Origin of the sequence: uncultured Psychrobacter sp. (assembly GCF_947500265.1) — a bacterium.
Taxonomy (GTDB): domain Bacteria; phylum Pseudomonadota; class Gammaproteobacteria; order Pseudomonadales; family Moraxellaceae; genus Psychrobacter.
On sequence record NZ_CANMRN010000009.1, the window covers coordinates 38,435 to 53,378 of the forward strand.

A 14,944-nucleotide genomic window follows, 5' to 3' on the forward strand; every position below is an offset into this window, starting at 1 on the left:
AAACACCCAACCAAGTTGAGTGCTTTTTTATTTACGATAAGCTGTATATCAATTCAAAAAATTTGAGTAGCGAGGAAAACGAGTGATAGCACTACATTAAGTAGGCTGAACGAGTTTGACGACGCTAATCAGGTTTTTAGTTTGCTCTGATTAAAATTTATTCCCATTCAATAGTTGCAGGTGGCTTGCTCGACACATCATAAGTCACGCGTGATACTTCAGCGATTTCATTCATAATGCGATTCGATACAGTCTCGATCAAATCATACGGCAGATGCGCAAAGCGAGCCGTCATAAAGTCTACAGTCTCAACTGCACGTAGCGCGATTACCCACGCATAGCGGCGGCCATCACCGACCACGCCGACAGATTTGATTGGTTGGAATACCGCAAATGCTTGTGCCGTCTTGTCATACCAGCCTGAGCGCTCAAGCTCTTGCATAAAGATTGCATCAGCCAAACGCAGGATATCAGCATATTCTTTTTTGACTTCGCCAAGGATACGTACGCCCAAACCTGGACCTGGGAACGGATGACGATAGATCATTTTGGCTGGCAGACCCAAGGTAATACCAAGCTTGCGCACTTCGTCTTTGAACAAATCACGTAACGGCTCAATCAGTTTAAATGCCAAATCATCTGGCAAACCGCCAACATTATGGTGGCTCTTAATCACGTGTGCTTTGCCTTGATGCGACTTAGCAGATTCGATAACGTCTGGATAAATCGTACCCTGTGCCAAGAACTCAACGACTTTACCATCGCTTTGCTCACTCACTTGACGCGCACTATCAGCGAATACGTCGATGAACGTTTTACCGATGATTTTACGTTTTTTCTCTGGATCAGACTCGCCAGCTAGTGCATTTAAGAACAAGTCTTCTGCATCAACACGGATGACTTTTACGCCCATGTTTTCTGCAAAGATTTGCATCACTTGGTCGCCTTCGTGCAGACGCAATAGACCGTTATCGACGAACACACAAGTCAGTTGATCACCGATTGCTTTGTGCAATAGCGCGGCAACGACTGAACTGTCCACACCGCCCGATAGACCGAGCAATACTTGCTTATCACCGATTTGTTCTTTTAACTGTGCGATACGCATATCAGCGATATTGTCTGGCGTCCACTCACCTGCACACTCACAGATTTGATGAACGAAACGACCAAGCAGCTCTTGACCTTGTAGCGTATGCGTCACTTCTGGGTGGAACTGTAGGCCGTAGTATTGCTTATCATCATTGGCCATAATCGCGATTGGACAGCTTGGCGTGCTAGCGATGATGTCAAAGCCTTCAGGTACTTCGATAACCTTGTCACCATGACTCATCCAAACGTTTAGTTTGGCAGTCACACCGTCAGTCTTGCTGTCTTCGATACCGTCAGTCAGCTGCGAGTGACCATTTACTTCGATAGTCGCCGCACCAAACTCATGAATATCACTGGCATGAACTTGCCCGCCGAAACGATCTGCCATTGCTTGCATACCGTAGCAGATACCTAGTACTGGCACGCCTAGATCAAACACCGCATCGTTGATACGTGGGCTGTTTTCTGCGTGGACGCTCTCAGGGCCACCTGACAAAATGACGCCTTTTGCGCCAAAATCGATGATGCGCTGAGTGTCGATATCATAAGGGAACATCTCACAAAACACCCCAGAATCGCGCACACGGCGGGCGATTAACTGGCTATATTGCGAGCCAAAATCGAGGATTAAGATGCGATCTTCTTTGATTGCAGGAGTGGCAGCAGCAGTGGTCATAAATCGATATCCATCAATAGATAAATTGGTGCCCTATTTTAACAAGTTTACGCACTCTATTGGCTATTAGATGGTTAATTATTCGCGATTATTATTCGCGCATACCCTCAATTTGAATAATTACTCTCTAAGTAAGGATAAAAATAAGCAAAGAGTAGACAGCAAACCCAATTATGAGGAAACTATCTTCCTCTCTGTTTATCAGTCATTTGCTAGGTCTACTACGTAATATCACTCAAAGCTGAGTGCATACGATTCAAACCTTCCCTCAATATTGCTTTAGGACAGGCCACATTTAAACGCATTTTTAAATGTCCTTCCTCGCCATATTTAATACCAGCATTTAGCTCAACTCTAGCAGCTCTAAGTGCATCATACAGCACCTGATCGTCTTGGCTATATGCTGAGCAATCTAGCCACATTAAGTACGATGCTTCTGGGCGCATGATTTTAATATCAGGCAAATGCTCATTTAAAAACTGCACGGTCAATTCAATATTGGCTTCGATATAACTAAGCGCCTGCTCTAGCCACTCACCGCCGTGCTCGTAAGCACTACGCATGGCTGTATACGCAAATAGGTTCAGCTCGTACTCATCATTTAATTGCTGCTGCTGACTGATTTTTTTGATTAGCGCTTTATCTTTAGCAAATATCATCGAGCCTTTGATACCAGCGATGTTAAAGGTTTTGGTCATTGATGTCAGGCTAACTACGTTGTGCTCATAGCCTTCTGCAAGTGTCAGAAATGGCGTAAACGTATGACCAGTCAAGGTTAAATCTTGATGAATTTCATCACTCACAATCGCCACATTGTGCTTTTTGCAAATCGTAAGTAGCGCTTCCAGCTCGTCCTTCGTCCATACACGCCCGCCAGGATTATGCGGATTGCACAGTAGATAAAGCTTAACCTCATGCTCAATGATTTTGGCTTCGATATCAGCCAAATTTAAATGATATTTACCTTCAACTTCCTTTAATGCAGAGAGCACAAGCTTGCGGCCATTTTGCTCAACCTTGCTCATAAAAGGCGTATAGATAGGATCGTTGACCATTACCGCCTCGCCTACCTTGGTAAAGACATTCATCATCAGCGCTAGGCTTGGCACGACACCAGGGGAAAACAAGATATTCTGCTTCTCTAACCGCAAGTCATAACGCTTACCATGCCAGTTAATAATCGAGTTATATAAAGCGTCAGTAGGTTTGGTATAACCCAAGATGCCATGCTGCATGACTTGCTCAACCGCGCTTAATATCGGTGTGGCAGCCTTAAAATCCATATCTGCTACCCATAGCGCAATCGTGTCATCGTTATAGTGCCACTTGAGTGAACCGGTATCGCGTCTGTCGATTATTTCATCAAAGTTATATTGCATTGGTACTCTTCTTATTTAGAATAATAATGGTTCGGAACGTTAAAAACACAGCGCAATATGTGCACTATATTATAAATATACGCTACGCTATCTGCTGTAGTAGATTAAGGCGTGTTCGATTTTTTACACATAATTAAAGTGCTTTTAGACCCTAATTATCCATTTATCGGCTTAAATAACCTTCAAAGATATAAAGTGAACATTATTTCAATAATGATTAAAAAATAATGCTACATTAAGGTTTCGGACTCTATCTATCATAAAGTTATTTGTGCCAGAGTGCGCTGATGTTGCCATGATTATAATCTATCAACATCTACCCAAACTATCTAATAAGCCATCAAGGCTAACAAAAAGGAATGAAGAATGAAAATGGACTTTTTACCGAAATCAGTACTAAAGATTAGTGCCCTTACCTTTGCCATTGCCGCAACCGCTTCTTGCACTGCTATGGCAACAGGAACTGACCATCAGACTGCAAATGCAGCTAGTAGCACCGCTATCACTCTTGGCAATGCTGCCACGACTAGCGGCACCAATGATACCGTTGCCATCGGTAGTCAGGCCAATGCAGGATTAAACTCAGCTACTGCCGTTGGCGGTCAAGCTAACGCTGCTGGTCTAGGCTCAACCTCTATCGGTTGGCAATCTAAAGCCATTGCCGAACGTGCACAAGCTTTTGGTCATCTAGCCAATGCTAGCGGTGTGCGCTCTACTGCTGTCGGTGAAGCAGCCATGGCAGGTGGCAATAATGATACGGTTGCTGTCGGTAATAAAGCCAATGCAGGTCTAAACTCAGCCACTGCCGTAGGCGGTGAAGCCAATGCTGCTGGTCTAGGCTCAACCTCTATCGGCTGGCAGTCAAAAGCCACCGCTGAACGTGCACAAGCGTTTGGTCATCTAGCCAATGCAAGCGGTATGCGCTCTACCGCTGTTGGTGAAGCGGCTATGGCACAAGGCGCAACTTCGGTGGCGGTCGGTAATAAATCTATGGCAGGCGGCATGAACAGTATCGCTATCGGTAACGAGGCGAAAGCATCCAAAGACAACCAAGTCGTCCTAGGTAACGCTGGACAAGTGCAGTCGAGTACCGCAGCACAATCAGGTACGGTCAGAATCGTCACGATCGATGACAACGGCACTTTGGGTACTATGATGGTTGACTACTACCAAAAAGCTAAATAATTATAGTTGAGTGGTCAACACTGACGCTATTGTAGTCAGTCATACTCGATAAAATAAAAAAACCTCGCGATTGCGAGGTTTTTTTAGATGGTATGTTTGGTTCGCTTGATGGTGTTTTGAAGTGCTGCGTTAGATTTCGTGGTTATCAGAGTTATTATAAAATTGGAGCTAATCCTGCCATTAGAGATTATCTCATGGCTAAAACGTACCTTAAGACCCATATTATATAATGACGAATTTTAAATAATCATAAGTGGTTGATTACTACTCTGAATACCTGATAACTCATCAATACTCTTAACTAACTTTGCTTCATTCTCAGCAATAGCTCTTTTAAACACTTGATAGCTTGTGACTTTTTGCGGAATGGAGAGCTTAAATTTGTAGATACTGCCACCAAAACCATTAAGCAATCCCATATTTAGCGCCAAGTCAGCCTCTTCTGTAGGGGCAATATAACCTCCGATATCTGCTTTATACAAAAACAAGTATGACAGGACTTGATTAAGGTCATCTCTATCGATTTTGTTATCTTTCATGCGCTTATATTTAGCGTCTAAAATAATACGACTGTCTTTCACAAAGTCAGGATAACGACGGACGTTATTACCTGAAAATTTTTGAGCATAGACCTTGATACCACCTTGTCGGTTATTATTAGTGGGATGGTCATATCCGATAGGACGTAGTAGTGTGTTGAGGTACTCCTCCCATAACCACGCTCCATCAAACAAAATGCCGTGAGCCTTATCATCATTGTTAGCGTATTTCAAACCTTCATAATGTAAAATTTGCAGACAGATTTTTTGCAGGCCACTGTATTCTGTAAAGTAAGGATGTACAAAAGGCTTACGGTTAGTATTGATAATAGTATGCCGGTCACGTACATGATATGACGGAGTATGTTGGACAATCAGATTGACGAAATCAAGTGTTTCGCTGTCGCTATGCAACACATCTCTCAGATTAGGTTTTTGTTTGATAAGCTCTATGGCGTGACGAATGAGCTGGGAAATTGGATTATCAAAACTATGCTCACGCACACTGTAGGCAACGTTGCCTCGAAATGGCAGATTCTGTCGCAGATGGGCTTTGACATTGATAGCCCCTTTGAGACTACTGTCGTTATAGCTTTGCTTTTGATACTCTTTATACAGGCCTTGTGAGAGCGCTTTTTTAAGAAAATGAGGAAATAAATATACTAAAAAATCAAATAAGTTGGTTTGATTTCGACTGTGCTTTAAATCAAACAGATTAATACACAATACTTTTTGCAGCATATAATGTAGAAAATAATCTTCTTCAATAGCCTCTTCTTGATTGGCTTGGTCATCACTATCTACAACAGAAGCCCGAGCAAAACGGGACTGGATTTTCAACTGTGTATCTTTTACACCAATAAAGCCCATGACATTGCCTGTCTCTAAAACGGTCTGAGACTCACTAACCTTTAATTCAAAGATTAGCTTACTGGCAATATCATCTTCGTTATCTTCAAAATGTGCGGGGAAAATCAATAAATTGGGGTATGCGGTCACTAGCTCGCCAATATTTTTACTAGCGAGTAGTGATAAATCATCTATAACTTTATTAACGTTTGGCTCATTAGAGCCTAAAATTAATGAGGTATTATCCGTCGTTACGATCATCATCAAACCCTAACTGTAGATTATAGGCATCTTTTAATCCTTGAATCTGTTGCTCAGCATCAGGATAACCACGCAGATATTCAAAAAGTAGCGACTCTAAATGATATGTCCATAACTTATCAAAATCGCCATCATAGTTGGCAAGCTTTAAGAAGTAAGATGGGCCAACATGATAAGCTGAATTCAATCCTTGCACAGATTCGATAGCCTTGTTTAAATCCATTAGGCGTTGTTTAGCTTCCTCTGCCCAATCATCAATTTGACCTTCCCACATAGATAGTCGATCTGCTGATTTTATTTCTTTCCATGCGAAACGGCGACGCATAGCAAAATCAAAAGACTCAACACTGCGATCGATATCATTCATAGTGCCGATGATATAGACGTTATCTGGTATATAAAAACCTTCTTTAAATACATCTTCATCCGTTTGCAAATTGGCATACTGAGTAGTGACTCTACCACTCTCCCCTCGATAGCCAGGGTCAATAGAGAAGAACAGCTCACCCAATACTTTAGAGATTTCAGCACGATTAATCTCATCCAAGATAATAATGAATTTTTTGCTTTTATCGCCCGTATCAGACATTCTGAGGTCATAATTTTCTTCGATATAATCGCATACTGAAGTTAAATACGGTTTCCAGCGTAATGATTTACCTGTTTCTAAATAATTTTGTATTAAAGGCTTGGTTAAAGTGATTTGCCGCTGTGTTTCGCTCGAAAGAACTGCTGTGATATTTTCGCGTGAATTGACAATGATACTAAACGGACTTTCGCGACTTGGCGTTGTCAGGTCTGTAGAGCTTTCGGATATATCATCTATAAACCTTTGGTAAACTTCTTCAAAATTACTTAACTGTTGATTATTTTGATATTTTAGGGCTTCTTTACAGAACTTCTTAAAGCTTCCATCTCGTAGCTCAAAACCAACTTCTCCGTTTACATTTTGAATAGGACGTAAGCCTTCTACAAAGTCAGTATAGTCATAAGATGGATGAAACTGAATGAGTTCATATTTTGCACCCCATTCCTCAGCCAACGTTTTAGCTAAATAGGTTTTACCTGTTCCTGGTGCACCTGTAAGTATGAGATTTTTATTAGCAAGTAATAGCTCGCTAATTTCTTTAAGTAGCGGGTGAGTTATTGACTGCTGTGTTTTTTGAGTGGCTATTTTTCCGTTCAAATTTAGCTTGTTGGCAAACTCAAAAACGTTTTTATATGCGTTAAACAAATCTCCCTTCAAGTCACTTATGATGCTGCAATAGTCAATTAAGGACAATTGCTGTGCATCGTCTAATTCTATAATTCGACCGAATAAGTAGTGCTCATCTTCAACAGGATTTTGGAAGTCAGCATCGCTTGTACTCAATGCAAAATTTCTATCGGTAAGCTTTGTTATTTCATCACTGTTTTTCAAAGCTATAAAAGCATCCATATAAGGTTTGATATATTCTATCGGTGTCTTTTCATCTTTAAATCTGACGTACAGCGTATTGAATCCCAGTCCATAACCAATCTTATTGTTTGATAAGTAAATATGATACTGAACTTCGGTGCCTGCTCCTTCATTGATCGCCCATTGTCTATCTTCACTATCATATTTAAACAATAATTGTGAGTTAGTGATCTTTTGATTACCTACCAGCTCTTTTCTAGCTATGAGAAAGTCTTTTTTAAAACTACCAACGTCTTTGTTTATAAGACTGACTAAATGACCAATACTATCTATTTTGATAGCATTGGCATTGATATAGTCGAGTTCCATCATTGCTTCAACTAACTCATTTCGTAGTGTCCATTCAAACAAGTTACCCGCTACCTTCTTACCGAGCATTGTAACTAGCCAGTAGGTCTTATCACCCTCCTCAGTAGTTATTTCAAACCTATTTAAATGCTCTTGAACAGCCCTACTAAACCCAGTGATAAACCCACTGATTGAAAAAGGAGAGGTATTATATTTCTCAGCTAAATATTTACAGGTCGCCTTGTGCTCAGGTTCTAAAAAGAAGATGCTCAGCATATATTTATAGTTATTGGTCATAAAATTATCGTTAGATAATATCTCTAACCATTCATACTTAGTGACTTGCGATTTAGAATTATAATCATCACTTCTAACGACGACCTGCTCCATATTTATTCCTATAAATTAATAATTTTTTAGTATTTTTCCTAAAACTAACGCCCCTTAAATTCAGCCTCACGTCTCTCAACCATTGCCATTACACCCTCTTTCGCATCTTCTGAATGAAACAGTGGCGGTAGATAACTATGGATATTGGCCAATGCCGTTGCAGCCCCATTTCGACTGGCATCTTGTGCTGATGACAATGCTCCTCTCACACCCAAAGGTGCGGCTTTACAGATTTCTTGTGCCAGCGTTAATGCACGCTCGTATTCAGACCCATTTGCTACTACTTCGCTGACTAAGTTCAGTCTATCAGCCGTTTGCGCATCGAATGCTTTACCAGTGAGTAGATATGGCATGGCTTTTTGCCAGCCTGCTGCTGCGACAAACCGTACCGTTGCGCCACCAAATGGCATAATGCCGCGCTGGACTTCCATTTGTGCAAAGTTACAGTTATCACTAGCGATAACCACATCACTGTTGAGCATCAGCTCGATAGCCACGGTGAAGCAAGTACCTTTTACCGCGACGACCACTGGTTTGGTACGCAGTTTTCCACTGATACCCCATGGGTCGATTTGATCATCACTAAACTCAAACACGCCATCGTTTAGCTTGTCTTGTAGCTCTACCAAATCTAGCCCAGCGGTAAAGTGATCTCCATGCGCAAATATCAGCGCACAGCGTAAGTTATCGTCCGCCTCGTAGCGAGTCATGGCGTCAGACAGTTGGGCAATCATATGACTGTCAAAGGCGTTGCGTTTGTTGGCACGGTTTAGCCCGACAAGGCAAACATGGCCTTGCGTGTTATAAGTGATGCGGTTTTCTGTGGCGTTACTATCCGTAGTCATGGTTCCATCCTTGTTAAAGTAATTATTTGCATATTTTGCATATAATGAGTGGTTATATAGTCGAATCTCAATAATTTATCGGTAGAGATTGAGCGATAAGTCACCTTTAATATAGACACCCTCGTTCTATAACACAAGCAATAGAGATGACTCGCATAGTGCAAAAATCGATAAAAGTTGACCTCATTTACGATAAGTGCAACTATGTTGCAGGTCTAAATATGGTTCAGAGTATTTTATGGAATTTTGGCACGGTTTTTTGCTTATCACTAGCGTACATCTATTGGCTGCGGCCTCACCTGGCCCTGATTTTGTCTTAGTCTCGCAGCAGACATTAGCAAAAGGCCGACGCACAGGTTTGATTTGTAGTCTCGGTATTACCTTGGGTCTTGCCGTCCATATTATCTATTCTGTATTAGGACTGGCGACTGTCATTGCTCATTCGCAGTCATTATTGACTACTATTAAATGGTTGGGGGGCGGCTATCTAATCTATTTAGGTTGGCAAGGTATCCAAGCTAAGCCTAAAAAACCAGCAGATTTAGACACAGCTCATATTTTAGAAAAAACACATGCTTTGGAAAAAGCAGACCCACAAGTAGATTCAAGCACTCACATTTCACAAGATTTGCTTACTAACCAGACCACATCTACAACAAAAGAAACCACTATCGAAAAATTACATAGCAATAGTGAGTCGACCTTTGCTACGTTGCGTCGCGGATTCCTTTGTAATGTCTTTAATCCAAAAGCACCTGTCTATTTTGTAGCTATATTTACTCTTGTATTGTCGCCTGATATCCCGCTTTGGCAATTGGCTATTTATGGCGTATGGATGATGGTGTTGCAGATGGCGTGGTTTAGTACGGTCGTCATGCTACTTTCTATCCCTGCGGTACATCGACGCTTCCAACGATTTGAGCATTGGATCGACCGCGTATTGGGTACTGCGATGATCGTATTAGGGCTTAACTTGATATTGCGTCACCGATAAGCGACCGATAAAGCACGGATAAACAATTAGCAACCTGCGAAATCTGCTACACTGGTTACTTATATCCATATATCGTAGCCTGACATTATGACAAGTAAGCCCATGACCCGTAACCCTGCAAATAGTAAACACAGAAACAGATCTCCTGCGACCGCGAAGAAACTCGGTCAGCTGCACCCACGTAACCCGCACCAAGGTCGTTATGACTTTGCGGTATTGACTCGAGCTTTACCTGAGCTTGCGGAGCATACCATTACCAATCCTAAAGGTGAGTCGACGATTAACTTCTCGGATCATCAGGCTGTTCGCGTGCTGAATAAAGCACTGTTGGCGAACTATTACGGGGTTAAATTTTGGGACATTCCTGAAGGTTATCTATGTCCGCCTATTCCTGGACGTGCCGATTATATTCACTATATCGCGGATTTACTGGCGCAAACCACTCACGTAAACGCCGATAACACACCGCCAACGGGTAAGGAAATTCACGCCCTTGATATCGGTACTGGTGCGAGTGCGATCTATCCTATCGTCGGCAGTCAGAGCTATGGCTGGCGCTTTACTGCAAGTGACATTGACCCTATCTCAGTCAACACCGCAGCGCTGATTTGTGAAGCCAATCCAAAACTAAAGAGTGCGGTCAAAGTAAAGCTGCAGCCTGAGCCTAAATTTATCTTTAAGAACATCATTGGTCGTCAAGATTATTTTGACGTAGTGGTTTGCAACCCTCCGTTTCATGCTTCATTAGAAGAAGCGATGGAAGCCAATAGCCGCAAGCAACATAACTTGCAGCGTCATCGTGGTAAGAATGAAAGCGAGCAAATCAGCCGCAGTTCAACCAAATCAGGCAACGCTGCGCAAAACCTAAACTTTGGCGGTCAGCACAAAGAGCTATGGAGTGAAGGTGGCGAGATTGCCTTTTTGACCAAGATGGCAAAAGAAAGTCAGAGCTTTGCAGAGCATGTGGGTTGGTTCACTACCTTAGTGTCGAAATCTGAAAACGTGAAGCCATTGCAATTATTGTTAAAGCAGCTAAACGTCGCTCAAATGCGTATCATCGAAATGAGCCAAGGTCAAAAGAGTACCCGTGTACTGGCGTGGCGATTTGATAATGATGAAGAGTAATCACTAAGCAAAATCACTAATTTGAGTTTCACGTGAAACAAAAAAGCACCGTTTTGATATTCAAAGCGGTGCTTTTCTATAAATACTCAGTGAAAATCTAAATAAATTAGCTAAAAAACATCACTTTTAGGCCAATCGCGATAAGCACGATACCGCCCAATGCTTCAGCTTTATCCTCTAGCCATGTACCTGAGCGACGTCCCAAATAAACCCCGAGCCAGCCAAATATAGCGGTTACTACAGCGATAATAAGGCAAGCTAACCACGCGTTCAGTGCCAATAAATTCAGCGTAAACCCTGCTGCCATTGCATCAATACTGGTTGCAACTGCTAACGTAAACATAGTGCGGTGATTAATATGTCCATGCTTACTCGTGGCTATTACTGTGTCGCTACCAGTGTTAGTGGCATCATCATTGACGTCCAGATCATCACTGTCATCATCTGGCTCATCAGCAGTAAACACTTCGTAAAGCATTTTCCCACCTAGAGCAATCAATATAGTACCGCCAATCCAAGGTGCAGCAGCGGCCAGCCAACCCAACATTGCCGCACCTAATAAGTAACCAATAAGAGGCATGACACCCTGAGCGATACCAAAGTAAAGCGCAGCATAGATAGCCAAGCGCAGTACATATTGATGACTGTATTTTTGAGCCTTAGCACCCAACCCTATCGACACTGCAAACGCATCCATCGCTAAAGCAATAGCGAGTAAAATTACTTCAACCATTTGGTTCCCACAAATTATAATTATTAAGTAATAGCAACGTTAAAAAATGAGTTTCACGTGAAACAAAAATACCGCCTTGAATATCAAAGCGGTATTTTTATAAATTGTCAGTAACCAATTTCAAATTTAGATATCTAAGTTCGATACTGTTAGCGCATTCTCTTCAATAAAGATACGACGCGGCTCAACGTGATCACCCATTAGGCAAGTAAACATATGGTCAGCGGCGATAGCATCTTCGATAGTAACGCGTAGCATACGACGATTTTCAGGGTCCATCGTTGTATCCCATAGCTGGTCGGCGTTCATCTCACCTAGCCCTTTGTAACGTTGGATAGCTAGACCACGACGTGCATCCAGCATCATTTGTTGCCATAGGTAATCGAAATCACGTACTGGGATATCTTTCGTTGTGCCCGCACTTGCTTCACGGCGGATAAAGGCATCGCTCTCAAGCAACGTATTCCACTCACTTGATAGACGTAGCAACTTGCCATACTCACCAGAGTTGATAAAGCTGGCATCTAACAGATAATGGTGTGCCAGTTGATGCACGTATACCGTGACGCGTGGCAACCACTGTGCCTTGGTAGATAAAGCCTCACTATCTGACGCTTCGCCGTCTTCAGTACCTACTACTGGCGTCATACCCAATAGATCTGCTGCGGCTGCATCCATATTTTTTGGCTGCGGTGCATGGATGTTAACCAGTTCAATCTCAGGACTTAGATCGCTGCCGAAGTGATCAAGCTTAGTCTGCATTGCTACTTTCCAATCCTGCATGGCAGACTCATCATAAGTCATATCCGTGCTAAGTTTTGGCGTATGCGTCAATGCGTCCAAAATTACCGCTGGGAAACGAATCTGCAAACGCGCTTTGATCAACTGCGTTTGGTTATAGTCATTAAGCAGTGTCTCAAGCGCTTGACCAGTAATCGCAGGCGCATCAGCACTGATATGCAGCTTGGTATTATCAATTGTTGAAGACAATAGATACGCTTTAAGCGCTTCGTCATCTTTTAGATATAACTCTTGACGACCTTTTTTTACTTTGTATAGCGGTGGCTGAGCAATATATACATAACCACGCTCGATCAATTCAGGCGTTTGACGGAAGAAGAACGTTAATAACAAGGTACGAATATGCGATCCATCAACGTCGGCATCGGTCATGATGATGATTTTGTGGTAGCGTACTTTGTCAGGATTATACTCATCAGGACCGATACCACAACCTAATGCAGTAATCAGGTTACCCACTTCAGCAGATGATAGCATCTTATCAAAACGAGCACGCTCGACGTTCAGAATCTTACCTTTTAGTGGCAAAATCGCTTGTGTTTTACGGCTACGACCCTGTTTAGCTGACCCACCTGCAGAGTCACCCTCCACAATATATAGTTCAGATAATACTGGATCTTTTTCTTGGCAATCAGCCAATTTACCAGGTAGACCTGCAATATCCAAAGTGGTCTTGCGACGTGTCATTTCACGCGCTTTACGTGCTGCATCACGTGCACGTGCTGCATCGATAATCTTATTAGCAATAGCTTTACCAGCACCTGGATTCTCTAACAGATAGTCATTGAACTTATCATGCATCGCTGATTCAACAGCAGATTTTACTTCGCTTGATACCAGCTTATCTTTGGTCTGACTTGAGAATTTTGGATCTGGTACTTTTACAGAGACAATTGCAGTTAAACCTTCACGAGCGTCATCACCCGTTGCGGCTACTTTCTCTTTTTTGAATAAGTTTTCGCGATCCATATAACTGTTTAGGCAACGCGTCAATGCTGAACGGAAACCAGATAAGTGAGTACCACCATCTTTTTGCGGAATGTTGTTGGTGAAGCACAGTACTTTTTCGTTATATGTATCTGTCCACTGCAGCGCAACTTCTACGCTGATACCGTCATCTTGTTGACTGGTAAAATGGAATACTTCGTTGATACCGTCTTTACCAGCATTGATATAGCTAACAAACTCTAGCAAGCCACCTTTATGCTCAAACTCATGACGCTTATCAATACGCTCATCAGTCAAAACAATACGCACACCAGAGTTCAAAAATGACAGCTCACGTAAGCGTTTTGCCAAGATATCGTACTCAAAGATCGTACCGGTGAACACATCACTGCTAGGATAAAAGCGGATTTGTGTACCTGTTTGATCGGTTGCTTCCATCTGTTGGATATCGCTATCAGGTACGCCATCAGTATAAGTCTGATGATAATGATAGCCTTCGCGCCAGATATTCATCTCAAGCTTTTGAGACAGAGCGTTAACGACTGATACACCTACACCGTGCAAGCCACCTGACACTTTATAGCTATTGTCATCGAACTTACCGCCTGCATGCAAGACAGTCATAATAACCTGAGCTGCTGATACACCCTCTTCTGGATGAATATCGACTGGCACACCGCGACCATTATCCATCACACTGACAGACTCATCTTCGTGAATAACGATATCAATCTGATCACAGTGACCAGCAAGCGCCTCATCGATAGAGTTATCCACTACCTCAAAGACCATATGATGCAAGCCTGTGCCATCATCGGTATCACCGATATACATACCAGGACGCACACGTACGGCCTCTAACCCACGCAATACGCGAATATCTTTAGAACTATAATCAGAAGGCAATACTTCTGAAACTACCGTAGGCACAGCTGCTTCAGTAGTACTGTCGTCTATCAATTGCTCGTGGTCAATAGGTAATGAATCACTCATGTACATTCCTTAATCTAGCCATAATCAGCCATTTACGATTAGCGCACTTATAAACAGTCCGCTACATAATGGCATCTTAAAATTAACGTCTATTATTCATAATCTAGAGTGCATATGAGCAGCTAAACCACTAACCACCGTTAGCCTCAAAAAAGGCCGCACAGAGATAAAATCAGCAAATTACTTATTAGTAATAGTCTTTGTTTTTCTAGCTATTGTTAAAACTATTGAGATAAATAAAATACATAATTATCAAATACTTATAGATAATTGAAAAATAGAAATCTTTTCTATGATGCTATCAGATAAATTGCTGAGCACAGGATAAAAATAAAGGGTTATTTTAACATTTTTTTGCTTCTAAGTCACTGTTTACTGAGAGTTTTA

10 protein-coding genes are annotated in these 14,944 nt (G+C 42.1%); 3 read left to right on the forward strand and 7 right to left on the reverse strand.

Translation table 11 applies throughout. The annotated features are described in order from the left end of the window. Positions 1-157 precede the first annotated feature (157 nt). Together guaA and Q0788_RS12060 are read right to left on the reverse strand one after the other, a co-directional pair. Positions 158-1,768: a glutamine-hydrolyzing GMP synthase gene (gene guaA, locus Q0788_RS12055; protein ID WP_298811031.1), complete on the reverse strand. Its 1,611-nt coding sequence runs from the start codon at positions 1,766-1,768 to the stop codon at positions 158-160. Positions 1,769-1,989: 221 nt separating this feature from the next. Continuing rightward, on the reverse strand, positions 1,990-3,147 hold the full coding sequence (locus Q0788_RS12060) for a MalY/PatB family protein (protein ID WP_298811032.1): 1,158 nt from the start codon (positions 3,145-3,147) through the stop codon (positions 1,990-1,992). A 366-nt stretch (positions 3,148-3,513) separates the two neighbouring features. On the opposite strand from Q0788_RS12060, the gene Q0788_RS12065 reads away from it, so the two are divergent. Beyond that, the gene (locus tag Q0788_RS12065) at positions 3,514-4,332 is read left to right on the forward strand and encodes a hypothetical protein (RefSeq protein WP_298811033.1); all 819 of its coding nucleotides are present in this window, start codon (positions 3,514-3,516) and stop codon (positions 4,330-4,332) included. Between the two features lie 239 nt (positions 4,333-4,571). Here Q0788_RS12065 and Q0788_RS12070 read toward each other — a convergent pair whose 3' ends face one another. Genes Q0788_RS12070 through Q0788_RS12080 form a run of 3 tightly spaced genes read right to left on the reverse strand, consistent with a single transcriptional unit; the run spans position 4,572 to position 8,963 of the window. Beyond that, positions 4,572-5,981 carry a hypothetical protein gene (locus tag Q0788_RS12070; protein WP_298811035.1) on the reverse strand — a complete coding sequence of 470 codons (1,410 nt, stop codon included), beginning with the start codon at positions 5,979-5,981 and terminating at the stop codon, positions 4,572-4,574. Beyond that, on the reverse strand, positions 5,962-8,118 hold the full coding sequence (locus Q0788_RS12075) for an AAA family ATPase (RefSeq protein WP_298811037.1): 2,157 nt from the start codon (positions 8,116-8,118) through the stop codon (positions 5,962-5,964). The genes Q0788_RS12070 and Q0788_RS12075 overlap by 20 nt, the downstream gene beginning before the upstream one ends. Positions 8,119-8,162: 44 nt before the next feature. After that, complete coding sequence (locus tag Q0788_RS12080; protein WP_298811038.1) at positions 8,163-8,963, reverse strand: crotonase/enoyl-CoA hydratase family protein; 801 nt, start codon at positions 8,961-8,963, stop codon at positions 8,163-8,165. Positions 8,964-9,201: 238 nt separating this feature from the next. Between Q0788_RS12080 and Q0788_RS12085 the strand changes: the two genes are divergently transcribed. Both Q0788_RS12085 and rlmF read left to right on the forward strand, forming a co-directional pair. Further along, positions 9,202-9,957, forward strand: a complete 756-nt coding sequence (locus Q0788_RS12085) for a LysE family transporter (protein ID WP_298811040.1) — start codon at positions 9,202-9,204, stop codon at positions 9,955-9,957. A gap of 87 nt (positions 9,958-10,044) precedes the next feature. Next, on the forward strand, positions 10,045-11,082 hold the full coding sequence (gene rlmF, locus Q0788_RS12090; protein WP_298811041.1) for a 23S rRNA (adenine(1618)-N(6))-methyltransferase RlmF: 1,038 nt from the start codon (positions 10,045-10,047) through the stop codon (positions 11,080-11,082). 106 nt (positions 11,083-11,188) lie between these two features. Here the strand turns inward: rlmF and Q0788_RS12095 are convergent, their stop codons facing one another. Together Q0788_RS12095 and gyrB are read right to left on the reverse strand one after the other, a co-directional pair. Continuing rightward, complete coding sequence (locus tag Q0788_RS12095; protein WP_298811042.1) at positions 11,189-11,815, reverse strand: manganese efflux pump MntP family protein; 627 nt, start codon at positions 11,813-11,815, stop codon at positions 11,189-11,191. Positions 11,816-11,941: 126 nt separating this feature from the next. Next, positions 11,942-14,557 (reverse strand): DNA topoisomerase (ATP-hydrolyzing) subunit B, encoded by a 2,616-nt coding sequence (gyrB, locus tag Q0788_RS12100; protein WP_298811043.1) that lies wholly within the window; start codon positions 14,555-14,557, stop codon positions 11,942-11,944. Positions 14,558-14,944: the final 387 nt, after the last annotated feature.